Annotated in this window: 31 protein-coding genes, 1 tRNA gene and 1 pseudogene; 14 read left to right on the top strand and 19 right to left on the bottom strand. The window is 56.4% G+C overall.

Annotated elements, in window-relative coordinates; genetic code table 11:
• Nucleotides 1-14: 14 nt before the first annotated feature.
• The 5 genes from PhaeoP97_RS01100 to PhaeoP97_RS01085 all read right to left on the bottom strand — a co-directional run bounded on the left by PhaeoP97_RS01100 (nt 15) and on the right by PhaeoP97_RS01085 (nt 2,931).
• Nucleotides 15-737: a hypothetical protein gene (locus PhaeoP97_RS01100; RefSeq protein ID WP_072503503.1), complete on the bottom strand. Its 723-nt coding sequence runs from the start codon at nt 735-737 to the stop codon at nt 15-17.
• Nucleotides 734-1,318 carry a hypothetical protein gene (locus tag PhaeoP97_RS01095; RefSeq protein ID WP_072503502.1) on the bottom strand — a complete coding sequence of 195 codons (585 nt, stop codon included), beginning with the start codon at nt 1,316-1,318 and terminating at the stop codon, nt 734-736. Before PhaeoP97_RS01095 ends, PhaeoP97_RS01100 begins: the two co-directional genes overlap by 4 nt.
• Before the next feature lie 185 nt (nt 1,319-1,503).
• The gene (locus tag PhaeoP97_RS01090; protein ID WP_237028969.1) at nt 1,504-2,160 is read right to left on the bottom strand and encodes a hypothetical protein; all 657 of its coding nucleotides are present in this window, start codon (nt 2,158-2,160) and stop codon (nt 1,504-1,506) included.
• Nucleotides 2,141-2,497 carry a hypothetical protein gene (locus PhaeoP97_RS20590; RefSeq protein ID WP_237028968.1) on the bottom strand — a complete coding sequence of 119 codons (357 nt, stop codon included), beginning with the start codon at nt 2,495-2,497 and terminating at the stop codon, nt 2,141-2,143. The genes PhaeoP97_RS01090 and PhaeoP97_RS20590 overlap by 20 nt, the downstream gene beginning before the upstream one ends.
• Nucleotides 2,497-2,931 (bottom strand): hypothetical protein, encoded by a 435-nt coding sequence (locus tag PhaeoP97_RS01085; protein ID WP_157891221.1) that lies wholly within the window; start codon nt 2,929-2,931, stop codon nt 2,497-2,499. The genes PhaeoP97_RS20590 and PhaeoP97_RS01085 overlap by 1 nt, the downstream gene beginning before the upstream one ends.
• Before the next feature lie 262 nt (nt 2,932-3,193).
• On the opposite strand from PhaeoP97_RS01085, the gene PhaeoP97_RS01080 reads away from it, so the two are divergent.
• From PhaeoP97_RS01080 to PhaeoP97_RS01060, 5 genes are all read left to right on the top strand, one after another.
• Nucleotides 3,194-3,544, top strand: a complete 351-nt coding sequence (locus PhaeoP97_RS01080) for a hypothetical protein (protein WP_072503499.1) — start codon at nt 3,194-3,196, stop codon at nt 3,542-3,544.
• Nucleotides 3,545-3,750: 206 nt separating this feature from the next.
• Nucleotides 3,751-3,978 (top strand): hypothetical protein, encoded by a 228-nt coding sequence (locus PhaeoP97_RS20060; protein ID WP_083570288.1) that lies wholly within the window; start codon nt 3,751-3,753, stop codon nt 3,976-3,978.
• 11 nt (nt 3,979-3,989) lie between these two features.
• Nucleotides 3,990-4,409 carry a helix-turn-helix domain-containing protein gene (locus tag PhaeoP97_RS01070; RefSeq protein WP_081497207.1) on the top strand — a complete coding sequence of 140 codons (420 nt, stop codon included), beginning with the start codon at nt 3,990-3,992 and terminating at the stop codon, nt 4,407-4,409.
• A 157-nt stretch (nt 4,410-4,566) separates the two neighbouring features.
• A complete protein-coding gene (locus PhaeoP97_RS01065) occupies nt 4,567-5,337 on the top strand; it encodes a hypothetical protein (protein ID WP_044041581.1) in 771 nt (256 codons plus the stop codon).
• Nucleotides 5,338-6,423: 1,086 nt separating this feature from the next.
• Nucleotides 6,424-6,693 carry a hypothetical protein gene (locus PhaeoP97_RS01060; RefSeq protein ID WP_072503497.1) on the top strand — a complete coding sequence of 90 codons (270 nt, stop codon included), beginning with the start codon at nt 6,424-6,426 and terminating at the stop codon, nt 6,691-6,693.
• An 89-nt stretch (nt 6,694-6,782) separates the two neighbouring features.
• Here PhaeoP97_RS01060 and PhaeoP97_RS01055 read toward each other — a convergent pair whose 3' ends face one another.
• Nucleotides 6,783-7,028 carry a hypothetical protein gene (locus PhaeoP97_RS01055; protein WP_157891220.1) on the bottom strand — a complete coding sequence of 82 codons (246 nt, stop codon included), beginning with the start codon at nt 7,026-7,028 and terminating at the stop codon, nt 6,783-6,785.
• Nucleotides 7,029-7,077: 49 nt separating this feature from the next.
• Here PhaeoP97_RS01055 and PhaeoP97_RS01050 point away from each other — a divergent pair, with 49 nt between their 5' ends.
• The 5 genes from PhaeoP97_RS01050 to PhaeoP97_RS01035 all read left to right on the top strand — a co-directional run bounded on the left by PhaeoP97_RS01050 (nt 7,078) and on the right by PhaeoP97_RS01035 (nt 9,366).
• Nucleotides 7,078-8,214, top strand: a complete 1,137-nt coding sequence (locus PhaeoP97_RS01050) for a DNA polymerase III subunit beta (RefSeq protein WP_072503495.1) — start codon at nt 7,078-7,080, stop codon at nt 8,212-8,214.
• Between the two features lie 45 nt (nt 8,215-8,259).
• Entirely contained in the window at nt 8,260-8,388 is a 129-nt protein-coding gene (locus tag PhaeoP97_RS20775; RefSeq protein ID WP_257786527.1) for a hypothetical protein, read from the top strand.
• Between the two features lie 243 nt (nt 8,389-8,631).
• Nucleotides 8,632-8,907, top strand: coding sequence for an RNA-binding protein (locus PhaeoP97_RS01045; protein WP_072503494.1), 276 nt, complete (start codon nt 8,632-8,634; stop codon nt 8,905-8,907).
• Between the two features lie 24 nt (nt 8,908-8,931).
• Nucleotides 8,932-9,123, top strand: coding sequence for a hypothetical protein (locus PhaeoP97_RS01040; protein ID WP_072503493.1), 192 nt, complete (start codon nt 8,932-8,934; stop codon nt 9,121-9,123).
• Between the two features lie 36 nt (nt 9,124-9,159).
• Entirely contained in the window at nt 9,160-9,366 is a 207-nt protein-coding gene (locus PhaeoP97_RS01035) for a hypothetical protein (RefSeq protein ID WP_072503492.1), read from the top strand.
• Here the strand turns inward: PhaeoP97_RS01035 and PhaeoP97_RS01030 are convergent.
• The 13 genes and pseudogenes from PhaeoP97_RS01030 to pcaQ form a co-directional block, all read right to left on the bottom strand.
• Nucleotides 9,346-10,674, bottom strand: a complete 1,329-nt coding sequence (locus PhaeoP97_RS01030; RefSeq protein WP_072503491.1) for a site-specific integrase — start codon at nt 10,672-10,674, stop codon at nt 9,346-9,348. The two genes, PhaeoP97_RS01035 and PhaeoP97_RS01030, sit on opposite strands and share 21 nt — an antisense overlap.
• A 170-nt stretch (nt 10,675-10,844) precedes the next feature.
• A tRNA-Gln gene (locus PhaeoP97_RS01025) sits at nt 10,845-10,919 on the bottom strand.
• Between the two features lie 137 nt (nt 10,920-11,056).
• Nucleotides 11,057-12,046, bottom strand: a complete 990-nt coding sequence (locus tag PhaeoP97_RS01020) for an NADPH:quinone reductase (protein WP_072506240.1) — start codon at nt 12,044-12,046, stop codon at nt 11,057-11,059.
• Between the two features lie 142 nt (nt 12,047-12,188).
• Nucleotides 12,189-13,853: a transcriptional regulator gene (locus tag PhaeoP97_RS01015; protein ID WP_072503490.1), complete on the bottom strand. Its 1,665-nt coding sequence runs from the start codon at nt 13,851-13,853 to the stop codon at nt 12,189-12,191.
• A gap of 232 nt (nt 13,854-14,085) precedes the next feature.
• Nucleotides 14,086-14,751, bottom strand: a pseudogene (locus tag PhaeoP97_RS01010) (transposase).
• 139 nt (nt 14,752-14,890) lie between these two features.
• Complete coding sequence (locus PhaeoP97_RS01005) at nt 14,891-15,601, bottom strand: MBL fold metallo-hydrolase (RefSeq protein WP_338048666.1); 711 nt, start codon at nt 15,599-15,601, stop codon at nt 14,891-14,893.
• A gap of 368 nt (nt 15,602-15,969) precedes the next feature.
• Nucleotides 15,970-17,130: an ABC transporter substrate-binding protein gene (locus tag PhaeoP97_RS01000; protein WP_072503488.1), complete on the bottom strand. Its 1,161-nt coding sequence runs from the start codon at nt 17,128-17,130 to the stop codon at nt 15,970-15,972.
• Nucleotides 17,131-17,173: 43 nt separating this feature from the next.
• The gene (locus PhaeoP97_RS00995; protein ID WP_192849694.1) at nt 17,174-19,048 is read right to left on the bottom strand and encodes an AMP-dependent synthetase/ligase; all 1,875 of its coding nucleotides are present in this window, start codon (nt 19,046-19,048) and stop codon (nt 17,174-17,176) included.
• A gap of 118 nt (nt 19,049-19,166) precedes the next feature.
• Nucleotides 19,167-19,940, bottom strand: a complete 774-nt coding sequence (locus tag PhaeoP97_RS00990) for an ABC transporter ATP-binding protein (protein ID WP_072503486.1) — start codon at nt 19,938-19,940, stop codon at nt 19,167-19,169.
• Nucleotides 19,940-20,707 (bottom strand): ABC transporter ATP-binding protein, encoded by a 768-nt coding sequence (locus tag PhaeoP97_RS00985; protein WP_072503485.1) that lies wholly within the window; start codon nt 20,705-20,707, stop codon nt 19,940-19,942. The genes PhaeoP97_RS00990 and PhaeoP97_RS00985 overlap by 1 nt, the downstream gene beginning before the upstream one ends.
• The gene (locus PhaeoP97_RS00980) at nt 20,704-21,789 is read right to left on the bottom strand and encodes a branched-chain amino acid ABC transporter permease (RefSeq protein WP_072503484.1); all 1,086 of its coding nucleotides are present in this window, start codon (nt 21,787-21,789) and stop codon (nt 20,704-20,706) included. Before PhaeoP97_RS00980 ends, PhaeoP97_RS00985 begins: the two co-directional genes overlap by 4 nt.
• A gap of 4 nt (nt 21,790-21,793) precedes the next feature.
• Nucleotides 21,794-22,669, bottom strand: a complete 876-nt coding sequence (locus PhaeoP97_RS00975) for a branched-chain amino acid ABC transporter permease (RefSeq protein WP_072503483.1) — start codon at nt 22,667-22,669, stop codon at nt 21,794-21,796.
• Nucleotides 22,670-22,900: 231 nt separating this feature from the next.
• Entirely contained in the window at nt 22,901-23,818 is a 918-nt protein-coding gene (gene pcaQ, locus PhaeoP97_RS00970) for a pca operon transcription factor PcaQ (protein WP_072503482.1), read from the bottom strand.
• Nucleotides 23,819-23,904: 86 nt separating this feature from the next.
• Here pcaQ and pcaC point away from each other — a divergent pair, with 86 nt between their 5' ends.
• From pcaC to PhaeoP97_RS00950, 4 genes are read left to right on the top strand one after another with little or no spacing between them, the layout of a single operon-like run.
• Nucleotides 23,905-24,318, top strand: a complete 414-nt coding sequence (gene pcaC, locus PhaeoP97_RS00965; protein ID WP_072503481.1) for a 4-carboxymuconolactone decarboxylase — start codon at nt 23,905-23,907, stop codon at nt 24,316-24,318.
• Complete coding sequence (gene pcaH / locus PhaeoP97_RS00960; RefSeq protein WP_072503480.1) at nt 24,305-25,030, top strand: protocatechuate 3,4-dioxygenase subunit beta; 726 nt, start codon at nt 24,305-24,307, stop codon at nt 25,028-25,030. The genes pcaC and pcaH overlap by 14 nt, the downstream gene beginning before the upstream one ends.
• Complete coding sequence (gene pcaG / locus PhaeoP97_RS00955) at nt 25,030-25,692, top strand: protocatechuate 3,4-dioxygenase subunit alpha (protein ID WP_072503479.1); 663 nt, start codon at nt 25,030-25,032, stop codon at nt 25,690-25,692. Before pcaH ends, pcaG begins: the two co-directional genes overlap by 1 nt.
• A 10-nt stretch (nt 25,693-25,702) precedes the next feature.
• On the top strand, nt 25,703-26,539 hold the full coding sequence (locus PhaeoP97_RS00950) for a 3-oxoadipate:acetyl-CoA acetyltransferase (RefSeq protein ID WP_072503478.1): 837 nt from the start codon (nt 25,703-25,705) through the stop codon (nt 26,537-26,539).
• The last annotated feature ends 248 nt before the right edge of the window (nt 26,540-26,787 follow it).

Raw genomic sequence — 26,787 nt, 5'->3', positions numbered from 1 at the left:
TCAAGCCCCTTTCTTCATAGCGACTGAATATGCCCAGTGTACGCTGGGCCAGCCATTGCATCCAGCAAGCCAGCCAAAGCCTGTCGGACAGCCTTAGTCGTCTCCCCATAGACCGACCAGCCGTGAGCTTCGAGAACATCGCGTAACGATTTGCCTTCAATACAAACCATATCGACAAGACGCTGATTGGTGATCGTCGTTCGTGACCCGCGCTTACTCGGGCGCACCCTGCGCACCTCTATCGCGCTGCCGGTGCCGATCCGCCGACGCATCAACGTGATCTCCTCACGATCACGAAGCACTGCATCAACGAACTCACCTCCCTGTCCACCGCCCCCCGAACGCACTGCCTCAAGAGACGAACACCGCAACCCAGCGCAAGCATGGCGTTCAATCAGATCGCGATAGTGGCGGCCCATTGCGACCTGACCAGGCGTGAACGGCGGTGACTTTTTCTTTCGCGCCACCGCCGCTGCCATCACGTCGAACACGTCGGCATTGCGAATTGCCGATCGACCACGATATCCAACATGCTGCGCTTCATATTCGCCGGAACCAACAGACCTCAACCGCATAGGCTCAAATACCCGAAAAGCCCCCCGCGCTGGCGCTTCAGGTATTTCATCACCACAGGCCGAAGGCACAGCACCGCGTGCCTTGATCGCGGCAATTCGATCCGCCTCTGCCTGTAGCCGCGCAACACCGTCGGACGCGACGATCACCACATGTTCGGTCATGCTGCACCGCCATTCTCGACGATCGCAACAATGCGCCGGCACTTCTCTGCTGCCTGCACCCGCGCAGCCCGCAGCCGCTGATCTTCCCCAGATACGACACCGCCGCGCTGCTCTGACTCAATCATCCGAGTGATGCGCCGCTTGGCCTCAACTGACCGCTCGCGGATCTGGCGCACATCGTATTCGCGCGGCCACACCCGGTGGCTCCTCAGATGCGCCAACAGTTCCGGCGCGAAATCCTCCGCCATCGCAGCCTTGCCGAGGGCACCGCCGAACACCGCGCGGAACAAAGGCGACGCGTCATCGGCGGGCGCTTGGATCTGCGCCGCCCAGCCCAGCACCTTGGCGGCAATCGGAAACCGATCCTTGCTCTTGCCGCTCGGCATCGATCGCACCTGTTCGGCCAGCGCCTGCAGGTTCAGATCCGTCATATAGGCCAGCTTGCCGCAGAGTTCGTCCTGCATCACCTTGAATTGCGCCACGGTCATTCCCGATGGCTTCACCAACCCCAACCGGGTCAGCGGATCAATCAGGTGTTCCCGCACCCGCTTTTCGCCCGCTTGCTGCTCTCTAGCGTCCATGTCTGCTCTGCCTTTCTTCTAAGCAATTCCAAGTTATCCACAGGCGTCCCGCCAGAGTTCTGCGCTAGTAAGGTGTTCTGTATTATTCTGTTTTGTGCTGTTCTGTTCTGTAGGGCAATTTCACTTGCCGGGTGAAATCGTGCTGAAATGTAGTGAAATCATTTCAGTTGTATTTCAGTAGGATTTCACGTCCGCCGATGCGCTGACAGCGGCGTCACAGCGCCGGTATACCCCAGCACCTCGGCCATGGCCGCGCGCAGGTTGTCGGGCGTGATGTAGATGTCAGCATGATCGAAATGCTCAGCCAACATCTGGATTGCACCCTTGTCCGCAGCCATATGCTCGGGAACACCCATTTCCTGCATCTTGGTGCGGATCTTGTGCCGCTTCAGCGCCATACGCGAGGAATCCCGCGCCGCATCCCTACCGCGCTTGCGCTTGTACATGTCCTTCACCACCTCCTCAATGTCAGGATGGCCGAGGCGCTCAGTCACTGCCCCCGTCCTCGGATCCTCGACCAACACGGTGACCCACCCTTTCAAGACCCGCGCCCGCACCTCAAGCCACTCATCCACGCTGCGAAACCGTGCGAGGTCGGCCAACTCGATATCATCGGTCGGCAGGGTGCCTGCTGGGTCTTCTCGCATGGCCTCTGCCTGGAGGATCACGGCGGTGCCGATATCCTCCCGTCGCCCCGCCATCACCGATGTGCGGACAAAGGAAGAGCCGAGGAACTGATGCCCATGGAACGGAAACCAGTCATGTGACGATAGGGTTTCCCCCAGTTTCAGCGGCCATGGGTCAGGCATCACCTGCGCCACGTCATTGATTTGGCCGTCCATTATGACCTCCCTGCTGCTCTGATTTTTGTTGGTGACGGGCTGAAACGCGCGGCCATGCGCGTACCGCCTCCGGTGCACGCGGTGGTCGCCCAGTATGATGCATGAACGCACGCCCAGCCTCAGCGACCGCTGAGAACTTGCCCGCCATATACCGTGCTTGCACTGCATCGGGGTCAAATCCCGCCATCACGCATGTGAATCGGAAATCACGACCACCAAACCGGAACCACTCGCGCGCCGCATCACGTGCATCGCAGGCGACCGGCGCATCCCCCTCATAGAGCGTATCCGATACCGCCAGGGCCAAGATCGCCCGCCAAAGATCCCGCTCAGCCATCAGGCACCCCCATTCAGCAGATAGACAGGCCGCATCGCGCCCAATCCGGCGCAGACAGCGCGCCACACCTCAGCCGACTGCCGCCAACCCTCGATCGGCGGCACCACGACAACCTCAGCAACGCGAGAAACCGGGCCAACCTCAGCGCTGGCCGTGCCAGCCTCAAGCGCCGATAGCGCAGGCGACAAGGGCAGCAGCCCTGCCCCACTCAACAACCCTGCCCATTCCGCCGCATAATCAGCCGCCAGCACGGGACCGCCGGGAAAATCCGAATAAGGCGTGGCGAGGCAGCCAATCCGTCCCCGTTCACGCGCGGCAACGTCATCAAGCGTCACCCCGTCGCGCAGCAAATCTGTGACGCCCCAATACCAACGCAACCAGACCCAATCTGGCCGGTCAGGAAACGCCAAAGCGCAGGATTGAAGGTCAAGCATGGCAACCCCCTTCGAAAAAGGGGCGCGCAGCGCAAGCTGCACCAACGCGCCCAGGTTCCATCAGGGAGGATACGGGGGCCACATGCAGGCGCGCCTGCCCCCAATCGGCGACGAAGCGAGGGTGGCGGCCCTCTGTGCCCGCTGCGTTTCTGCAACCGGCTGGATCACCCAAAATAGAAATGGGAGATGAGCCCGCGCAAAGAGTTGACAGCACACGCATTCCCGCACCAGTTGTTCGGTACATAAATACGAAGGATTCATCATGCGTAAATTTGCGTTTTTTGTCGTGCCTTTTGCCGCCGCTTGCTCTGTCTCGCTGCCAGTAAATGGACAATTCGATGGCGAGCCAGCACAAGGCACAGCGACCGCTTCGCTTTCCGGCGGAACCTTTCAGGTCCTCAACACCAGAGGGCTGAGTTGCGCTGGCACCTATGATGCGGGAACAACCGCTATTACAATTCGCGCACCGGTATCCTGCACCGATGGCCGAACCGGCAATGCGATCATCACCCGTAAGACAGATCTGATCTCCGGCACGGCGATTGTTAGACTGAACGATGGCACGACCGGAGAATTCGTGTTTGGCGATCTGCAATACGGCGAGGAATTTTAGAGCGCCCAGACGTGAAACGCAGAACCAGCGGATCGCATAGGGCGTAAGACCACAAACACCCGATGCGATCCATTTCGCCACGCGCCGCTTGAAAAAACCGCCTTGACTGACATCTGAACAGACGCGGCTAATGGGGTGCCCAATCATCTAATCCCCCCCCTGCATTCCAAGCTTGGCTGCAGCAGCTAACACGCAATCTATGGTCATTGCGCGTCACCACCGGAACGATCTGCAACCTCATTCTCGTCAAGAAACTGCTCCACTACGAGCATCAGACGGGCCTGCACACGCCCCGTGTCGCGGAGCCTACGGATGATTGTGTCATCACCTGCAACAAGCTTTCCGAAGTATCCAAGCGTCCAATTCCGCGCTTCACAAAATTTCTCAATCCGCTCAAGGAGAAGCCGGATTTCGCCACTAAGGGGGCCGCCTGAGACATCAAGCCATGTATGTTGAACTGGTTTCATACATGGCAGTAATATCCATTATTTTGGACACGTCAATATTCCAAAATAAAGGACGTGCGCATATATCCAATCTAATGGATAATCGCAGCATGAATGGCACATATGACACCAACGCGATGAGGAAACGCCTGCTGCTGCTACTCGAGCAGTCCGGCCTCTCCATGCGCGAGGCAAGCAAGCGCGGCGATACAACCCCCGGATATCTACACTCCGTCCTAAAGGATGGAGCCGAACCCACGGTTCAAAAGCTCGCAAAGATCTGTGAAGCGAATGGGTTTAGTCTTGCTTTTGTTCTTTTTGGCTTTGAGATTTCCCCTGAGACCGAGCGACTGATGACGCTGATGGAGCAAGATACGCGCGCGCGCGACGGCATTCTTGCTCTGCTAGAAAAAGACTAGCATCCTCACCGTAGACCCGCAAAGCAGCCAGCTCCCGCTCACTCATATCAAGTAATTTTTGGCAAAATTTAGCTACTTTCAATCCACTACTCCGGGCGAACAATAATCTTCACAACCAATAGCTGCAACGCCTTGACCCCAGAGGTCAAGCAGTTGCATGGTAATTCCTAAATTTAGGAATATCATTGACATGCATGGATTTAGAGAACGACTTAGCGAGGCAGTGAAGAACTCACCATATGGTGACGACATCTGGGGCCTCTCAACAGCAGCAGGCTTGGGCAAGAAGACCCTCTACAACATCATAAACGACAAGAAACTGGACATCTCAAAAACTGGGCCCGGCTTATTTGGCATGTCTCGGGTAGCCTCCCTGCTAGGAACAACGCTAGATCATCTCGCAGGGATAGCGCCGCCTGTACGCCGCTTATCCACCCAACTTGATAGCGCCGATCAACTGCTCAGCCACGCCTCGGCGACGCTGATCGCCCAGCACTCTCAGAGCAATGGAACACCTACCATCGACTCCTTGATGCGGACACATCTAAAGTCAGGAGGCGTCTTAGAGGGCTTTACAGAAACACTGGCGTACTGCGACCAATATGCCCCTTGCGCACCCGACGCCTCCAGCTTGGAAGTCATTGAAGTTGGAGCAAAAAGCCTCGCGGCGATTACAATGGGCCAACCTAACGCCCGCCTCTTGCAGACGGCCTTGGACACGGTGCCCGACGATGAACTCAAGAGGCGCTGGGTTTCTGCATATGCCAGCACCTCAATAAACGGCCCACTTGTATCGCTGGAAACGTTAGACGTTCAAATGCCGAACCACCCTGTACGAGTAAAGATGGAATTTATCCGAGGGCTATTCCCCGTGAGATCCGACACACTCGGCAGGCGCATCCTTAATTACTCTCTGCTGATTGTCTGAGCGATCCCGTCGAGGACCAGCGCTACGAAGAGCCGCGCGGAGAGAAGCGCCTGCAAACGACCAAATTTCGTCTCTTGGAAGCAACGCAAGCCATTCAGAATTCGATCTAGGCGGCGGCGGCGACAACCAATTGAAAGGTTCAGGAAGCAAGGTTGAAAACCCATAAATTACACCTGCCCCGCGCGCCAAATCTTCCTCTCTGACAAAGCAGTAAATCCAGTCTGGATCCCATTTTAAGGAAACAGCCAAGTGTCCCAACGCTACAAATGAGCGAAGCGCCACCCGTGAACCCCTCTCTGATGAATTGACGTAAAGATCCCCAAAGTAGACAAGACGCCCGAATAGTTTTTTTTCCACCTCTGGGCGAACTTTTTCAATTACCGGGGCATCTGAATTGGCCCCATATGCACGTTTGAGGGTTCTGGACCAGTATCTGGATACACTCTCGCGCCCGATATCTTCGAGGCGCGCGCACCCCGCAAATACAGGAGTATCGCCCTTCATAGCGACCAGCCATATAACGTTGTTCTCCGTGAAATCGTTGTGTCCTGGACTTGATAAGGGGGTTAGATACGACTTCCCCAACAGGTCGACCAAACCCGGCACGGTTGAAACATCATCAACCTCCTTGACGACATACCCCCAGTCCGACAGGCGGCTACTCAAACGCCCAATCGCCTCAGCCAACGCAACTGTTCGCATAATTCACTCCTTTTCCGCGTTGGGCTAACCCCCAACAACCCACACTCATAACATCGCAATGATGCGCTACCAATCTCGCGAGTCGCGCTATAAAATGTCCTAAATATCGGACACACATGTTGACTATCCATTTTATTGGACATTATGCTAACCCAAAACCTACACTGGGAGAGCAGCAATGCACCTTGCAATTCATGGTCAAACCGAGAACAGCCAAATAAAACTCTCAATCCGGTTGCATCACGATCACCGACCGAGCGACGCGCAACACGTTAGCGAAGCGCCTCTACCTGCGAATGGGCTAACCCATCGCATTCGCCGCCACATCGCCGCGACAGACCTTCCCGCCCGTCCGCCGGCATTGATCGCCCAAGGCGCGATCGCATGACCCGCCAGCCCTTTGCCGAAATGCCGCCCGCCCAACAGGCCGGGATCCTCTGCAATGATCCGCGCTTTCAGGAATTTGCAGCACAGCGCAGCGGCTTCCCCGGCAAGTCACTGATGTCCAGCGCCGCCGCTGAATACGTCCGCCTGATCTGCGGGGTGAACAGCCGTGGCCTGCTCAACAGCAACAAGGCCGCTGCCGACCGCTTCGACGCCCTGCGCACCGAATTCGACGCCTGGACAGGCAAAATCGCGACCCCTTACCGGTGATCGGAGCAACCATGCAAACCAGAGCACATACCCCAGCGCGTGTACCCGTCACAGGTACACGGGCCGCGCCAAAGCAGACCGGCAAAAGCCTAAAGAAGATTGAGATTTTCGGCCTCAAGGCGCTGTGGCTTCACTTTGCCGACGAAATAGACCTGCGCCGCCTCGCGATCCTTCACCTGCGCATCCGCAGAAAAGAACACGCCCTGCACGTACTGAAGGGAGAGCAACGCCAGATCAGGCGAAAATGCACCCGCCGGATGCAACGTGCCAGAAACAGCAGCTGACCACACCCGCAGCGCGAGCGCTGCGCGCTGGGGCGCGGCCAAACCACTCACGGAACACCCGCCGCGCCCCAAATGAAACCATGCACCGAAAGGCTCTAAGATGAACGCTCACAGTGAAATCAAGACTGATGTCGCCACCAAATCACTCAAGGTCGACATCTCAGAACTTCGCGCCGCCCTCGCTTGGGTCAACAAGGTGCGGGAAACGTGGTCACGCATCCCGATCTTGAGCCAGAACCTGTTTCAGGTTGAAGGCGGCCAGCTAGCTATCACTGCCACCTGCCTTGATCGCGAAGCACGTCAGACACTCTCCTGCGACACCTCTGGCACTTGGTCATTTGTGATGAACGGTCACCGGGTGATGAAAGTCACGGCAGGTTTGTCCGGCACCGTCACCATTGAGCATGACATTGCCAAGGATCTCCTTACCCTGACGGCTGACGGCATGTCCCTTGCCATGAACGTTATGGCACCGCCGGAGGACTGGCCAACCATCAACAAGCATAAGCCACTGGGCGGCGTTGAGATCGGCGAAAACACCCTCCTCCGAGCGCTTAACCTGGTCAAATCGTGCATATCGAAAGACGAAACTCGGTACTACCTGAACGGGATCTACTGGACCTCACACGACGGTGCGTCACGTATGGTGACGACGAACGGGCATCGGCTTGCGCGCCTGGATCTCGAAGCGCCAAATCCGCCATTTGATGTGATTTTCCCCCAGATCGGCATAACGCCGCTCGCAGCAATGCTGACAGAAAACGGCAATCAGCTTGCCAAGATCACGTACCGCGGCGCCGATAAGACGCCCACGCTTCTTAGTATTGAGATGGGCGACCGCGAACTGCACTGCAAACTGATCGATGGCACATATCCCGATTACAACCGGGTCATCCCCTCAATCGACGGGGAACAGGCACTCGATATCATCATTCCCAAATCCGCCACTCAACGCCTTCGCTTGATGGCCGGACCGCAAGGCCTTGGATGCAAGATTTCCCCTGAAAACGGCACCATGACGATTGGCCGAGAGGATCACGATGGCAAGATGTCTGTGACTTATGCCGCCAAGGGCAAGTCTGGGCCGGATATCGGTTTCAACACTCTCTACCTGGCCCAGACAACGGCAACGATGGGGAACATTCGCTTACGCGCGAAAGACAATGGCGCACCTGCCTTGGCTACCAGTGAGGCACATACGGATCTGATCATGGTCCTGATGCCGATGCGGGTTTGAGCCGCCGTATGGCCCGGAAAACGCACCCCCTTGATGGAGAACTCAATGGACAACTTCGACCGACATTTCGCCCGCACCCGCAACATCATGATCTTCGCGATCATCGCCAAGCTCGCCATTTTCGGCGGCCTAATCTGGCTTGCAATATACGCCATCAACGCCTTTGCAGGCTGACCCACCAGCCCCGAAACGCACCGGAGGCCGATATGAGAGATTTACGAGTTTGCGAAGGTTGCGGCGCTTGGCGTGAGAAGTTGCGTGCCTGCGAAACCTGCGGGTTCTCAGATTTTGTCGTGTTCACCCCAGAGCCTAGGCCGACGCCAGAAGGCAACAGCCGTAGCCTTCGCCGGATGCTGAAAAGCAAGCGGCGCAAGTAACTCCACCTAACCCCAACTCCGAAACGCACCGGAGGAAGCCATGGCCACCCTGCACCTGCCCTTGAAGGGCGTATATTTCGACCAGATCAAGAGTGGCGAGAAGGTCGAGGAATACCGGCTGGCTACGCCCTTCTGGGTCAAGCGGATAGAAGGTCGCGAATATGACGGGATCGAACTCGCCAAGGGATACCCGCCGAAAGGCGACACCAGTCGCCGGATCACACGCCAATGGCGCGGCTATCGCAAGACCACAATCACGCACCCGCATTTTGGCCCCGATCCGGTCGAGGTCTATGCGATCCGCGTCAATCCATAAATCACCCCTTTGATGGAGAGAGATATGAAGATTTCCGCACTCATCGCACAGCTTCAGCTGGAACAGCAAAAGCACGGCGACCTGCCCATTTTTACAGTCGATAGCGACATCGGCCGCATGCGCGTCATTCCCTGCAAGGATGGGATTTCACGGACGACAAACGGCAAACCCGAAGAGCCGAACGAATTGGTTCTTGAATTTCACCCCGCAGATTAACCCAACAATCCCCTAACCGCACCCTGATTTAGAACCATGAGCGATCTTGAACTCTTCACAAAAGCGATGCACGGCGCAGCCGAGCTTGTTGATCGCTATGGTGAAGAGTTCCTACCAGCGTTCATCGCCATGGAGGAACAGGTGCGCATCGCACAACAGCAATCAACGGCTATGTCACGCGCCTTGGCGACTGCGAAAGAGATGGCCGCAAAGTCACGCCGGTCAAAGAGCTATCAGCGCTAGCGCCTTATGGCGCCCAATCAAAGCACCGCCACTGCCATAGCTGGGTCGCTTGTATTCATGACCTAAGATATCCGCCCGCACCCTGTCATCGACGCCAGCGGCTAACAACTCATCCTCAACATAGTGCCGAACCGAATAAGCGACGTGGTTTGGCGTTTCCTTGAGCGCGTTGGTCCGCAAATACTTGTTGGCCGCAGCCGACCAGGAACCTGCATTCTGTGCATAGCGCTCAATTCCGCCACGGCCCACAATCCGCTTTGCAGCCTCAAGCGAGATTCCCAGCAAGGGAATATCCCGCTCAGTGTGCGCAACTTTCAATTCGCGCCCATGGGGCGCAACGCGCAAGAACGGCACCGGGCCATCCAGCACAAAATCAGACAGCGGCGCATCGGTGATTTCCGAGGGCCGCACGCCCGTGTTTATGGTCATCAGGAATATATCGCGCTGCTCATCGTTCATGCCATCCAACGCACCGTCCGCGAGCAATCGCCCCTCAACCCAAGACCGCGAAAACGGCGGGTGTTTGGTTTTGTTTTTGTTGCGCCTGTTCTCAAATCTCAGCCCTGCAAATGGATTCGGCATATCGCGCTTTTTTAGCTTAGCCCATGTGCCGAACATCTCAGCCAGGTGCCCGAAGTCCTTATTGGGGGTTTCGATGTCCAAGCCCTCCGCCTCTAGGCGCTCAGCCCACCAGTTGCGGAATTTTAGTGTGTCGTCTGGGGTGTAGCGGTCAATTGAGACCAACACCGGCTTACCCTGCGCGTCCCTTTGGGAAACCACATCTATGAAATTCTTGACCGCACGATTGCGTGGCAGTTTCCAACGGTGATACTGCCGCTCTGATTTTTTGAGATGCCTGCTCTTTGTCATCTCAAAATAGTCATCTCGCATTTCCAGAAGTGTCGGCAGCACCTCATCGATCGTGCCCACCAGCGCTCGCGCTGCCACGCGGCTGGAATGAGATGAGCCGGACACTGAAAGGATGCGCTCAGCAAGCTCTTTAGGGTCGCTGTTCGCCATTTCGGACATCAGGCGGTAAGAATAGCCCCGCGCCCGCGCTAGTCCCTGCGCGGCCTCATAGTGGCGCTTTGCACTATCAGTGTTTCCGGCGGCCAGAGCTTCCCACTCCGCCAGCCTTTCAACCTCGATCTGTGACCCCCGGATTTGAGCTTCAAGCCGGTCCGCAGTGTGCAGCGCCTGCCTGACCTGCTTAACGGGCTTACCATCAGCCCCAAGGACCAATCCATAGAAACGATTTGGAATGCGCTTGACCCAATACCAGCGCCCCCGATCACACGTTATTCCCATACGTTTCCCCTGCCCAAATTGGCAAAATGTTGCGGGATTTGTTGCGGGATTTGTTGCGGGATATGAGACAAAACCACAAGGTGCAGTTTTAACAATTTCCATATGTGACTGATTATAAACGAAAAATACTCCCGAAGGAGTATTTTCGACAAACTAAATCACTAGGAAAATGGCTGGGGTGGTAGGATTCGAACCTACGATCTTCAGTACCAAAAACTGTTGCCTTACCACTTGGCCACACCCCATCGGTGAGCGGCTGTCTAATAGCAGACTCCGGAAGGCGCAAGAGGATTTTTGGAAAAAATGCCGTTTTGCCGTTTCCTTATTTCATCAGCCGAGTTCTGATCGGGACAGGTCTCCAGCAGACCTGCCCTGATTGGCGTCAACAGGTCTTTACCAGGATAGATCCAGCACGATTTCCGTGCTCAACCGCCTGATGCGCCTTAGCCGTATCCACAAGGTTAAAGACCCCTGCAACTGGCAGGGAAAGCGCCCCTTGTTCAGCAGCACGATTGATCCGGTTAATTGCAGTTTGGCGCGTCGCAGATGGCAGCAGATACACTAGCGACATCTCCAGCGTTACCGCTTTAAACATAAGGGGATAGAACGGCAGGCTTGGCGACATTTCCTTGGCCGATCCATAGGCAGTGATACGTCCATTTGGCGCGATCACCGCAGTATCCACCTCACAGTTGACACCGAATTCGACCTCGACAATCTGCTGGACAGGTTTGCCACCATTTGCTTCCAGAATCTGATCCGCCAGATCTGCAGCGTTGTAATCGAGCACGCTATCTGCACCTGCCTCCAGAACACGTTCGAAAGCCAATGGCGAACATGTCGCGATGACACGGGCACCTCCCCATTTTGCAAACTGCACCGCAAGCAAACCTACAGTACCTGCTCCTCCTTGAACCAGGACTGTCCTGCCCTCAAGCTCACCGCCCGAAAACACCGCATGAGCCGCCGTCAGCGCCGGAATACCCAACCCAGCCCCCTGTGCCAGATCCAACCCTGCGGGCAGCGTAACAGCCTGCTCCGACGGCAATGTGATAGACGTTGCAGCGGTGCCAAAGGGTCGTTGCCATTGGCCGTTCCAAATCCAGACCGTCGTTCCGATGCGAGCCGGATCCACACCCTCGCCGACCTCTGCGACTACGCCGGATCCATCGCTGTGGGGAATGATTGTCGGATAGGGGAGTTCGGTAGCGCCCGCACGGGCCCCAGCCCTTGCCTTGACATCCGAAGGGTTCACACCGGAGTACGCCAGATCAACACGCAGTTCACCGGGGCCGGGCGGAATGTCGGGCATCTCTTCCAGATGCAACACCGTCTCAGCGGGGCCAAACGCCCGATATGTAATCGCTTTCATGTCCGGATCCTCTATACCTGCAGCGCCTAGCGCACGCGCCAACATGCCGTCACAAAAGCGGAGATGGGAAGAACACGCAAGTCCTTCCCATCTCAATCATATTTCACCCCGCCTGTGCAAATCTTGCGACGGCTCATGGATATTAGGCTGGCACCCCTGCGGTTTTCAGAGCTTGGCTCCAGTCCTTGCCGAACGGAGCACTGGCGGCGGCGTGCTCCTTTTCATAAAGCGAGATACTGAACTCAGGCTGAACCGCCATCAAGGATTTCACCACGTCGCGCGCGTCGCTCTGCTGCCCCATAGCCTGCAAAGCAATCGCCTTGGCCCGTAGGGTCGCCGGAAACGTAGGGTTGGCTTGCAAGGACCGATCAGCGAGGCGGACAGCACGCTCATAATTCTGGGCACCAAGATTGGTCGTCGCAGACAACGAGTCGAAATAGTAGCGCTGAGGCCCCAAGGGGGACAACCTGCGCGCAGCATCCGTCAGCTGTACAGCGTCCTCTGGTTTGTCCTGGTAGGCTAGGGTTGTTCCCTTCAGCAACAGGGCAAGTGCCTCGTTTGGATTATCTTTCAGAGCAAGATCATAGGAATCCTGCGCCAGATCAAAACGGAACATCAGATGGCTGGCAATCAACCCACGCACGGTCAGCGCCAATGAGAACGACGGATCCTGGGCCAACGCCGCAGCGACCAGCTGATTGGCCAGATGTGCATCCAGTTGCCGGTCAGTCGAGAACCCTTTTTGGACGCGCATCACATGCCACATCGCCATCCAGGTCAGCGCAACCGGGTGCTGCACTTCGCGCTCCAGCAAGACCGCCAGAATATCCTGCGCTTGGTTGAACTGGGACATCTGCATGTCCTGCATTAATGCAATTGCTGCCATCAACAGCGTGTGACTGTCATGTTTCGACAGGGGGCGAAAGCCAACAAGCCGCACGGATTCACCCACGACCGTCCAACCAATTTGCGCAGTCACCTCACGCAGAGCGCTGCTGTTCCCATTGGTAAGAACCGACAAGGTTTCGGTAAAGTCTCGTGACCATATCACCCGTTCACGCTCTGCATCGTGAAGGTCAACCTGAAGCCGGTAGGTCTGTCCTGTTACATTCACCGTACCAGAAACGAGATAGTTCGCACCTGCAACCGAATACACTTCGCTTGGTCGGACCTGATGTGGATCGAATTGTCGTGACGCAAGATAGGAAGTCACGCAAAAGGCATGGCTGCGCGACAGGTGACGTACCAGTTCCTCCGACAGCAGGGCCCCCAGCGGCGATTTTGCCTCTCCTGTTGCACGGTGGACAAAGGGCAAAACTGCGATTGGCGGAGACAAGCTATCAAGCACGGCACGGCTGTAATCTCGCAGCATTCCTGTTGCCGCACGGTTACGGGCATCAGCACGAAACAAATCATTTCTCTGTTGTTCGAGCCAAACCGCAAAGGTGGTTTCATGAGGAAGTTCGAATCCCTCCATGAAATCGCCCTTGCTTGGATCTGCATCCACCTCGACATTGGCGAGATCCAAAATAACGCGCTCTCGATTTGCAGAAAGCAGCCCCGCCAAATCTCGCCCCAAGTGCCGTCGAAGCGTTGAAAGAGCTGTGCGCAAACTGGCCTTTGCCTGCTCAGGCTGTGCAAGCCCCCATAAGGTGCGTTCAAGAAACGCCCGGGTGCGAACGCCACCCTCTGCAGTCGACAATAGCGCTAACAATGCTTGGTGCTTTGACCCGAGAGGAAGACTTCCTCCATTAGGCAGAAAAACTCCAAACGCGCCAAAATGGCGAATTCTAAGTTTATTTTTCATGTCCCAAACCTATTACCTCTAGCAATACAACCGGAACCCAGACCCCTCATCCGATCAAATTGATTACCCACAAATTAACCATCCCATACGAATCAATAAAAGTCATCAAAAATATACAACCTATGCGGTCTATAAGATTTGGTTGAATAACGAACATATACGCAAAGATAGGTCGCAAGGGCATTTTTGCAGAACTGGCTGTTGAGGCTGTCTCCAGCTTTCCCCTCCGAACTTAGGCGACGCGGATGATCTCGGCGGTGCCGCGTGGGTTGAAGCGGTTGATGCGTGCGATGCGGATGTGGATTTCGCCGGTTTGGCGGTCGGGGTCTCTTGCGGCACTGCGCTCGCCGAATGCCTTTAAGCATCGCCGAGAGAGGCGATCACGGTGCCGATGTCTTCGCCCTTGGGGACCTGACCCAACAAGTTCGGTAAGACCGGGCAGTGATTGGCGCGCCCCTGAACGCCGTGCTTGCGGGCCTGCCACTCACCATCGCCAAGGAACTTGATCCCAGTGCTGTCCACTGCCCGGCAGCGCATCACACAGTGATGTCCCGAGAGGGGGCAAGCAGGTTCAGCGGCCCATCGGCGCGGCGATATGGGATCTGGACGGCCAGCATAGAGAAATCCGGAACGGGCCAGTCCAGACCCGCCAGGTGCAAAAGGCTGGTGCCCCTCCCGACGGTCTGCCGGAGGGGCAGCTTGAACAGAACCTTGATCGACAGGCAAACTGGATCGCCGCATCCGAGAAGACCGCAGGGCGGCCGGGGCTGCTATCCTGCGGCGCGAGCCAGATCATCTCGTTGCCCAACCAGATCAGAAGCGACCCGCGCTTTCTAAGCGCATCGTTCTAGCTGGACCAATGCGTCGTACGGTAGCGGCCAAGTGCGGGCATGTTCATCTGCCCTGTCTAGCCGCATGGATTCGTGTTGTGAATCCTTAGCACTCAGAGTGCTGCAACAACGCCATGTAAGTGACAGGGCCACTGATCGCCCATACGAAGTCACGCTAAGAAATGTAAAGGACGGTCGTTAATTTACCTAAGTGCCCGGTATAAACCGGTAGCCACTGCCAACAGATTCAACGCGCCCTATTCCGCCATTGGGTAAGTGATAGCCCAAGATCATCATCTTTTCCACTGACAGGTATTGCAACAGGCGCCGCCGCACCTCCGCTGCAGCTGTCGGGTCCTGATCCGAAGCCATCTCCCAGCCTGGTTCAGAAAAACTGACATGCGCATTTGTGACTGCATCACCCAACACCATCAAACTGTCACTGCCCTGGGCCAGCTCAAACGACATATGGCCAGGCGAGTGCCCAAACGTCGCCCGCGCAGCCACACCAGGCAGGATCTCCATCCCGTCTTCAAAAAAGGAAATACCTTCGGCCAGGGTTTCCATTCGCCGTCGCGCACCAACGGCCATCGACGCACGTTCATCGCCGATCGCGTCGACGGTGTTGCGATCAAACCAATAGTCCCATTCCTGACGCCCCATCATATGCTGCGCATTCAAAAAGAGAGGGTCATCGAAGTCGTCCAGAACCCCCCAGAGATGATCTGGGTGACAATGCGTAAAGACAACATGTGTGACGTCTTCGGGCCTTACTCCCACTGCGGCCAAGGCATCGGGGAGCAAACCAGTGCCCTCTTGAAACCCTGGCCCTGCCCCCGTGTCGAAGAGAACAACACGGTCTTCATCGCGTAACAATGTCACATTCACGTCAGGCAATAGCGGGTCAGTTGGGGTCATCCCATGCTCTGCCAACACAGGGGCGAGCAATGTCGTGTCTATGTCCCCATATAAAAAGGATGGCGGCAACTGCATCTGACCATCTGATAAGCTAAGTATCTCGGCCCGACCCAATGCGATCCGTGTTTCCGCCCACAGGCGCCCGCCCGAGGCCAAGGCAACTCCAGCCCCCAGGCTATGAATGAAACGCCGCCGTGTCACCACCATGATAGATCTCCCCCAGTGAACTATGAGGAATAATATATGAATACTTGAATTGAATGAAGTCCCTGCATGATAGACCCTGATCGCCTATCCACAGTCTCAACTGGATTGGCGGAATATGTCTCCGCCAACCCATCCAGACCCCATTTACGCAAATGCGGACCTCACTTGCGGCTCAGCTCTTTCCAAACACCATTTTCGACCACCGATATCACAATAACGTCTGCTCCCCTGTGGTCGTCCGGGCTGTATGTGATCTGCGTGTCGGTCAGCGCATCAAAGAAATCGAGACTTTCCATTCCGTTGATAAAGCTCTGATGGGTCAGATCAGGCCCTGCCGCCTCTAGGGCGTTCACCACCGTATTGGCCGCACTATAGCCCAGCATGGCAAATCCACCCGCAGGTTGGCCAAATTTGGCTTGGTAGTCGGCCATGAACTTGGCTGGGGCCTCGTCGTCAGAACGGGCGATAAGATCTGCCCAGCCCGCCGCAGCATAGAGACCCTCGGTCACGCCGCCCGGCACGGCTGCCACGACCTCAAGGAAACCGGCAGAGGTATTGAGGAACTTAACATCATTCCAACCCAGTTTCTTGGCGGTGCCGACGACGGTAATCCCCTGACGCACACCAAGGGCCATTGTCACGACATCACAACCTGACGCCTTCAACTTGGTGAGCGACCCGACGAAATCAAGCTCGTCCGGTTTATGCGTTGTTTCGGCCGCAAAGCTCAAACCAAGAGATGCGGCAATATCTTCACTGCCTTCTTTAATCTCTTTGCCAAAATCCGAAGGGATGTACATCGAACAAATCTCTTTGGCATCAAATTCATCCGCCAAATAGGTCACACCAGCCTGAACCTGATCATAGTAGCTGGAAAACCCGATGAATTTATTCTCAATCGGGTCCTGTAACATCTGACGTGCAGCAGTCAGTGGACTGATATTGGGAATACCTTTGGGATCCAGCAATTTGAAACCGGCAATGTTCATAGGCGTCCCAAGCGACAAAAGCATTGCAAAGGCCTTGTCGCGATTTAACAACTTATTGTAGCCCTGCATCGCGCGTGGAATCTGATAGCCATTGTCCTCGACTACAAAACGAATTTTGCGACCATGAACCCCGCCATTGGCATTGGCTTCGTCGAAACGCAGATTGGCACCGTTTACCGCCGGGACACCAACCGCCGCAAAAATGCCGCTCAAATCATTGACAGATCCCAATACAATTTCAGTGTCACTAACACCTTGCGTTTCGGCCATCGCATGAGGCGCAAGCCCCGCTACCATTGCCGCCCCAACCAGCCCCGCTGTCCAAGTCTTCATCTGCGCAGTCTCCCTTGTGTCCCCCGGCGCGAATGCGCCCGTTTCAATACATCTGGTCGATCAGGTTCTTGTGCTTCTTCTCAACCAGCCCACGTTTCAGTTTCATGGTTGCCGTCAGCTCGTCGTCCTCGGCCGTCAGCAATACGTTGATCAGACGGAAATCCTTGATCTGCTCAACCCGTGCGAAATCTCTATTCACTGCGTCGACTTCGCTGCGGATCAGATCCACCACTGACTGCGCCGCGCACAGCGAGGCAAAGTCACTAAACGGGATTTTTTGATCTTGGGCAAACTTCTCGACATTCTCCTGATCAATCATGATCAAACAGGTTAGGAATTTGCGCCGGTCCCCAATCACCACGGCGTCGGCAATATAGTGACTGAATTTCAACCGACTCTCGATCTCAGCCGGGGTGATATTCTTGCCCCCGGCCGTGATGATGATGTCTTTGATCCGACCTGTGATGGTCAGGAAACCCATGTCATCCAGCCGTCCGACGTCGCCCGTTCGCAGCCAACCATCCTCGGTATAGGTCTCTGCGCTCTTCTCTGGTTTACCCCAGTAACCTTGGAAATTATTGAGCCCCCAAAGCTGCACTTCGCCATCTGTCGCAATGCGGATCTCAACCCCGGGGACGGCCTGCCCAACTGTGCCCGGTCGATGTGACTGCACCCGGTTCACGGCCGTAAGTCCCGCATTCTCTGTCATCCCGTAACCTTCGATCAATGGAACGCCGATAGACCAGTACCAGCGCAACAACTCAGGCGAGATGGGCGCCGCCCCGGTGCCGCCGCGCCGCAGCCGGTCCAGCCCAAGCATCCGTCGCAGATTGCGCAGAACCAGCATGTCCCAAAACCGGTACCGCAGTGCAATGCCACCCGGTACGGGTTTCGCTGCCAACACATATTCAGCCCGCGCCGCACCCGCGGCAACCGCCATCTCAAATGCCCAACGACCGATACCGGTGGCCTCCTGAGCTAGAACCAGCACACGGGAATAGACTTTCTCCCAGACACGCGGCACCGCAAAGAAGGTCGCAGGCGACACCTCTTGCATGTTCTCAAACACCGTTTCGGGACTTTCGGCAAAATTCACAGTGCTACCAGCGGCCATAGGCAGATAAACTGAGACATTGCGTTCCAGGATATGGCAGAGCGGTAGAAAACACAGTTGCTCATCCTCTGGAAAGACCTCCAATGCGCGGGCACCTGCCTCCATTGTGGCCAGAATATTTTCATGGCTCAGCATCGCGCCCTTTGGCTGCCCCGTCGTACCAGAGGTATAGATCAACAGCGCGGTATCATCAGGACAGGATCGGGCGACAGCATCCACAAACGCGCTTGGACTACCCATTCGCTGGACTGCCCCCTGTTCATATAGCTGGTCCAGGAACAGACACTTGTCATGCCGAAGATCGTGCAGCCCGTCGCGATCCAGAATGACAATCCAGCGCAAATGCGGGACGTCGTCCTCGATCTCCAGAAATTTATCCAGCTGCTCGTCGTTTTCAACAATCAGAAATCGGCTGCCGCTGTCGTTGATCAGATAGGCCAGTTGCTGGGCTGAATCCGTCGTGTAGACGCCCGTAGCCACCCCACCCGCACCCTGGATCCCCATATCGAGATAGAGCCACTCCTTGCGGTCCTCGCTAAGGATCGAGACCACTTCTCCACGCTCAAGCCCAAGCGACAAAAGGCCCAGACCAATCTTCTCCGCGTGATCCCAATAGTCCTGCCAGGAATAGGCCTTCCAAATGCCCATGTCCTTTTCGCGGTGGGCCGTGCGAGCACCCAGTTGATGGCACCGCAACGCAAAGAGCTTGGAAATTGTATCACAACCATCAACCATCACGGGTCTTTGACCGGGTATCGAATTGTAAGTGGCACCGTTCAATTCGATCTGCGGATGCTGCGGCATTCCATTGCCCGAAACATCTGCGCCAACTGTATGATGCGCCGCACTCATTGCTGTGTCCGTCACCTTTCCCCCTGTCCCCGCCAGTCACGACGCGCCATTTCAATCTCTATGCGGTGAATTAGCGCCAGGTTTTCTTGCGCTTCCATCGCTTCTCTCCCCGCTGACCGACCTCTTGATGACCCAGATAGAAGGCTTTGATGTCCTCGCTCTCCATCAGTCGTTCGGCGCTGCCATCCATCACAATTCTACCGATTTCCATCACATAACCCACATGGGCCAGCTCGAGCGCGATGCGGGCGTTCTGTTCCACCAACATCATCGTCACGCCTTCATCACGGTTCAGCCGCTTGAGGATATCAAAGATCTCCTGAACCAGCAGCGGAGACAGCCCTAGGCTCGGCTCATCCAGCAGCATGATCCGGGGGCGCAACATCAATCCGCGCCCAATTGCCAGCATCTGTTGCTGCCCGCCCGATAGCGTCCCTGCCTCCTGGTGTCGGCGCTCGGCGAGGATGGGGAAGTAATCGAACACCATCTGCCGATCCTGTTCAATCTCGCTTCGGTCCTTGCGGGTATAGGCGCCGAGGGTCAGGTTTTCTTCCACCGTAAGCAGGGGAAACACCTCGCGCCCTTCCGGCACATGCACGATGCCGCGTGCAACAATGCGATGCGGTTCGTCGCCCTGAATCTCTTGCCCATCGAAGGAAACGCTGCCTTTTTCCGGGTCCATGATACCAGAAATTGTCTTGAGTAGTGTCGATTTTCCAGCCCCATTGGCTCCCAGAACAGTCACGATCTGCCCCTTCTGTACAGAAAGCGACACCCCACGAATGGCCATGATTGGCCCGTAAAAACTCTCCAGGTTGCGGATATCAAGCAATGGCGCCTCCATCACGCGGCCCCCGCGCCCAGATAGGCCTCGATCACAGCGGGGTTGGCCTGGACCTCGGCCGGCGTTCCTTCTGCGAGCTTGGCACCATCGGCGAGGGCCAGAACCCGGTCCGATACGCCAGAAACCAGCCCCATATCATGTTCGACCATTAAGACCGTAATGCCCATCTGTTTGCGAATATCATCTATCCACCAGCGCATATCCTGAGTTTCCTCTACCGACAGGCCAGAGGCGGGTTCGTCCAACAGCAACAGGCGCGGACCAGATGCCAGGGCACGGCCCAGTTCCACCACCTTGCGGATACCATATGGCAGCCCAGCAATCATCTTGTCTCGATAGGGCTGGAGATCCAGAAAATCGATCACCTCTTCCACCGCAGCCCGGTGGCAACGCTCTCCCTGCCGCACACGTGGGGCAAAAAACAGCTCTTCTATCAGCGTTGTGCGACGGTGCCGATGGCGACCAACCAGCAGGTTCTGCAACACAGTGGCATGATCGAACAATTCAATATTCTGAAATGTCCGCGCAATACCCAGATCCGCGACCTCATCCGGTTTACACTGCAACAAATCCCGCCCGTCAATGGCAAAGCGCCCGGAATGGGGCTGATAAAAGCGCGAAATCAAGTTGAACACCGTCGACTTGCCCGCGCCATTTGGCCCAACTATGGCATAAACCTCTCCCTCCTCAACCGAGAAGCTGAGATCGTTGACCGCGACAACGCCGCCAAATTTCAACGTCGCGTTTTCGATCTGCAATAAGCTCATCTCAACCGCTCCGTCTTGAGGTAGGATTTCTGTCGACGGAACATGTCCTTTCGAGCAAAGGGGAACAATTCAAACCAGATGCGGATTTTCAGCCAGCGCCCGTAGATCCCCATAGGTTCAAACAGGATAAAGAGGATCAGGATCATGCCAAACACACCTGTCTCCAGTCCCGGAATGGCGACACCCCCGCCTAGCACGCCATCTTTCAGGATCGACAGCCCCTGCGGCAGGAAGGCAACCACAACGGCGCCAAAAAACGCTCCATGGATAGAGCCAAGCCCGCCAATCACGATCATCATTAGCAGGGTGATAGAGATCACCAACGAAAACGTCTCGTTATTGAAGGCACCGGCATAGTATCCCATCAGTGCCCCAGCCCAGCCGGTGATCATACAGCTCAGGCCAAAGGCCATCGCCTTGGTCCGGGCGATATGTACGCCCATCGCTGTGGCACTGACCTCACTGTCGCGCACAGCCGCAAAGGCCCGGCCAAGCGGTGATCGCAATAGATTGCGGTAGAACAGCGTACAGATCACCGCGACCGTCAGCACAAGGTAATAGAACCGCACCGGCATGGTCCACCGCTCGATCTCAATCCCGAACAGTCGGATCACGTCTGGAAATTTACCTGAAACGCCACCGGTCCAGGGTTCCAGCAGGACAATGATATCATCCGCAAGGATCGACAGCGCAATGGTGGCAATCGCCAGATAAATCCCATGCAGCCGCAGTGCTGGAATGGCGATAATCGCTCCGACGATCCCGGTCAGCACCCCGGCCAGAGGGAACGCCAGAACAAAAGGCATTCCCTGTTCGATCATGATGGTGTTGGTGTAACATCCAATCGCTAGAAACGCGGCGTGGCCAAGGCTGGCCTGCCCCGTCTGTCCAGTGAGCAGCATCAGTCCCAACCCGGCGATCGCCCAGATCAAAACATTGGTGACCTCTCCGATGTAGAACTCATTGATCAGCAATGGCAGCGCCAGCGCCAGCACAATCAACGCACCATAGACGATCAGGCTATGCCGGTCAGGAAACAGCCGAATATCGTGGTCATAGCTGGTTTTGAACTGGATCCGCATCGCCTTACACCTTCTTTGTGCGTACTTGGCTGAACAGCCCGTGCGGGCGGAACACCAGCACCGCCAACAACAGCACATAAGGGGCAATCTGCGAATAACCGGCCGCAAGGTAACGGGCTGCAAACGGTTCAATAACGCCGACAATCAGCCCGCCTGCCAAGGCACCAGGCAGCGAACCAAAGCCGCCGATTACGGCCGCTGCAAAGGCCTTGATCCCCAACAAACCTGCATTCGGGTCGATAGCACCTTTTGAGGCAAACAGAATGCCCGCCACTGCCGCTGTCGCTCCGGACAAGCCCCAGATCATCCCGTGCACCCGCCGCACCGGGATGCCCATGAAATAGGCTGCCATCTGATTTTGGCTGGCCGCCTGCATGGCAAGCCCCAGTTTGGTGCGCTGAAAGAACTGATAGAGCGACCAGGTCAGCAGAACCGTGACCACAATGATCGCAACATCCGCCAGCCCCAGAACCACCCCAGCCAGATGAACATCCCCTAACGCCAGGGGGCTCTCAAGCGTCTGCGGCTCGTGGCCCCAGATCGCGCCTGCGAAAAACCGAATGACAAAGCCCAGCGCAATGGTCAGGATCACAACCGCCGTCTGGTTCTGACCAAACAGATGTCGCAGGATCACCAGATCCAGAAGGTATCCCAGCGCGGCCATGATTGCGATTGACAGTGGGGCAGCCAGCCAGAACGGCAAATGCAGATATTCGGCGTTGGTTAGGCCCAGCGTGACAAAAGCACCTAGCATCATGAAATCGCCCTGGGCGAAATTGACCGCCTCGGTCGCCTTGTAGATCAGCACAAAACCAAGCGCGATCAGACCGTACACACAGCCATTCGCAAGCCCGCTCACCAGCAGCTGCACAGCTTCCAAATTGTCCTCCCCTGCCCGTTCAGGGCGGTTTTTTTACACAGCTTTGTGCATCGCAGGCCTCCTCAAGCCTGCATGCGCCGCGATTAAACCCAGAGTAGAGAGGTTAAATTTCACCTGTCAATCCACGCGACCTAGCGTCAGGGCAAGAAAAACGGGCTATCGAATTTGTGACGGCACCCTAATATTCGCGAAAATATCTCGCCCCAGAGTCCCCAATTTAAAGACTATGCTTCAGGTGCAAATACGCTTGAGGGCCGCGCAAAATCTGGCGGCCGCCGGGGACAGCTGATGTTCACTGCGCAGGCACAGACCCACTGGGCCAAGCGTGCTGTCAGTATCCAACGGCAAGGCCACCAAGGCTCCGTTCGCAAGGTCTGATCGCACAACGCCGTGACTGATAATCCAGACCGCTTGATGTGCTAGGGCAAACTGACGTCCAAAGGTCGAAGACACTGTTTCAATCGCCGCCAACGGCATCTGGATGCCCTGCTCCAGAAACATTCTTTCAACCGAAGACCGAATGATCGAAGCAGGCGGCGGCATCAGCACAGGATATGTGCCGAACAACGCCTCTGGCAATGCCTCGGCGCTTAGCGCCGTCAGCGGGTGATCCGGCGCAACCACCACAGTCACATGTTCGCGAAAAAGCGGATCAAAGTCGAGACCGACCATGCTTTTGGGGGCGGGCAGCCGTCCAACCACCACGTCCAGCTCACCCCGTCGCAGTAGATCCAACAGGTGCTGATTGTCACCGGACACCACCGAGAACCGATTGCGACCGCCCTGCTCCCAGATGCGCGCCAGTGCATCGGGCACCACAGTGGCCGACACCGTTGGCAGTGCTCCGATTGCCACCTTGGATCCCTCTGCGGCATCAAGCCCGCGCAGCATTTCGACACCATCACGCGTCAGCGCTAAACTTCGGCCTGCATAATCGCGGAACATCTCACCGTAGGGTGACAGACGAATGCCGCGACCGTATTTTTCAACCAAAGGCTTATCACAGACGGCTTCCAGCTCGCGCAGCGCCCGCGTGACCGCTGGCTGGGTCATACCCAACCGTTCCGCCGCCTGCGTCACGCTCATCTTTCTGGCGACCTCTACAAACACCTCAAGGTGGCGCAGCTTTAGCTGAGATGACAGACGCATATCATTTTCGACATAAAAACATCCAAATCAGAGGATTATACAGACCAATTACGATATGAGATAAGTCATAAACAATGGAGAGCCACATGCGCAACCCACAGTATCATGCCGGAAAAGAGGTGCGTCGCGAGGTTCTGGGCAAGGCCCATGTCGCCCGTGCCGATGCCGCAACGACACGTTTGGATGAACCGTTCCAGCAGCTGATCACCGAAACAGCCTGGGGCAATGTTTGGGCTTCGGACAAGATCAGTCGACGCGAACGCTCCATGCTGACACTGGCGTTACTCGCGGCACTTGGCAACTTTGATGAAATCCCAATGCACATCCGCGCAACAGCGAACACTGGCGCAACACCAGAAGACGTAGCCGAAGCGTTTCAACACGTGGCCATCTATGCGGGCGCTCCGCGCGCCAATCACGCCCTGAAGCTCGCCAAGGAAACCTACGCTGAAATGGCTGCAGAAACATCCCGCGCAGGAGATCACGATGACGCCCCCTGATTACTACGCCCGTGACCGCAAATGGCATCCTCCTGCCTTCACGCCAGACTACAAGACCTCAGTCAGCCGCTCACCCCGGATGCCATTGTTAAGCATAGAAAATACAGCCAGCGAGATCACCGGACCAACCTTCGCACCAACAGATGTCGCCCCTGGAGACAATGATCTGTTGACCAACTTCGCCAGCGTCGATGGCAGTCCAATCGGCGAACGGATCCTGTTGCATGGTCGTGTGCTAGATGAAAACGCGCGTCCGGTGCCCAATACATTGGTGGAGATCTGGCAAGCCAATGCCTCGGGTCGGTATCGACACAAGAAAGATGGCTATTTGGGCGCATTAGATCCTAATTTTGGTGGGTGCGGCCGCGTTCTGACGGATGCGCAAGGTAACTATGCCTTTCGCACGGTCAAGCCCGGTGCCTATCCCTGGCGCAACGGGATCAATGATTGGCGTCCGGCCCATATCCACGTTTCGGTCTTTGGCCATGCCTTCGCACAACGGCTGATTACCCAGCTTTATTTCGAAGGCGACCCGCTGATCGCAAGATGCCCCATTGTCAGCACCCTCCCCGACCCTGCTGCAGTTCAGCAGCTCATCGCACGCCTGGACATGAATGCCACGTTGCCCTTGGATATGATCGCCTATCGGTTCGATATTGTCCTGCGTGGCCGCCGCTCAACCCTGTTTGAAAACCGGATGGAGGGGAACTGATGCTGCCACCGCTGACACCGCAAAAAGAAACACCATCGCAGACAGCCGGGCCTTTCGTCCACATCGGCCTAGCCCCCGATGCAGCAGGGTTCCGCATATACGATCAGGATCTGGGTCAGGATTTCGCGGGACCAAACGCCAAAGGCCAGCGCATCCGGGTAGAAGGTCAGGTGTTTGATGGCACCGGCACCCCTCTGCGCGATGTATTGATTGAGGTTTGGCAAGCCAATGCTGACGGGTGCTACCCGCATCCTGAAACGCCCGTTCATGCAGACGGCAAGACATCGGGTCAGATCGAATCCGGGTTCCGGGGTTGGGGCCGCGCAATCTCTGATTTCGCTACTGGCCACTGGCAGTTTGAGACTGTCAAACCGGGTTCAGTACCTGGACGCAACGGCAGAATGATGGCCCCGCATATCAACCTTTGGATTGTGGCACGCGGCATAAATGTTGGGCTCAACACTCGGCTCTACTTCGCCGACGAACAGCACGCCAATGACTCCGATCCGGTTCTCAACCTGATCGAGCAGCCCGCACGCCGCACCACCTTGCTGGCGCAGCCACAGACCTCGGACGCGGCTGACGAGGCAACTGATCCGCGACTCTATCGTTTTGATATCCACCTGCAAGGACCGGATGAAACCGTGTTTTTTGACATCTGAGGAGCCTGCTATGACCCTGCCCTGCATCATCTGTGTCGCGATCACCGGTTCAGTGCCACGAAAAGCGCATAACCCGGCCGTCCCGATCAGCATAAATGAGCAGATCGAAAGCACGCATGAGGCCTATGAGGCGGGCGCCAGCATCGCACATTGTCACGTCCGGCAAGAGGACGAGACGCCAACCTCGGATCCAGATAGATTTGCGCAGCTGATGGGGGGAATCCAGCACCATTGCCCCGATATGATTATCCAACTCTCCACCGGGGGCCGATCAGGTGCAGGGCATGAACGCGGCGGTATGTTGTCTCTGCGTCCCGATATGGCCTCGCTGTCAGTTGGGTCCAATAATTTCCCCACCCGTGTCTATGAAAACCCGCCGGATCTGGTTGATTGGCTCGCGTCACAAATGCTGGCCTATGATGTCACACCCGAGATCGAGGCCTTTGACCTCTCGCACATCCATCAGGCAGTCGCGATGTCGCGTGACGGGCGTCTAAAGGCGCCGCTTTACGTGCAATTCGTGATGGGCGTCAAAAACGCGATGCCTGTCGATCGCGACGTCTTTGACTATTATGTCCGAACCATACAGCGGCTGGCACCCGATGCCCAATGGTGCGCTGCGGGCATTGGCGCCGGTCAAATCCAGGTCAGTGAATGGGCGATTGCTGCCGGCGGCCATACCCGCACCGGGTTAGAGGACAATCTGCGATTGGACCGCAATACGCTTGCGCCCTCAAACGCCGCGCTGGTGCGGCGGTCGGTACAACTATGTGAACAATACGGGCGACCTGTCGCGAGCTGCAACGAGGCCCGCAAGATCCTTGGCTTGCGGGCATCAAAGGCCTGACATCCGCTTGAAATGCCGATTGACAGAGATCCACACGCTCTAGATCGGCCATTTGCTGCGCAAACAAGGCAACGCAGCGTCAGGACCTACCGCCCCCTTGCTTGCGCGCATAACGAACCTTATGTCGATACTGCGCGCGACGCATTCGCAGCAAGAGCCGCTCCTCCCTCGGCTGCTGTTGCCCGATTGCCTGACCCTCCCGAGTAGCACCTGGGCGCAGAATGCGCCGCGCGTTACCACCCATCTTT

The organism is Phaeobacter porticola, assembly GCF_001888185.1.
Taxonomy (GTDB): domain Bacteria; phylum Pseudomonadota; class Alphaproteobacteria; order Rhodobacterales; family Rhodobacteraceae; genus Phaeobacter; species Phaeobacter porticola.
This window is presented reverse-complemented; position numbering and strand designations above follow the sequence as displayed.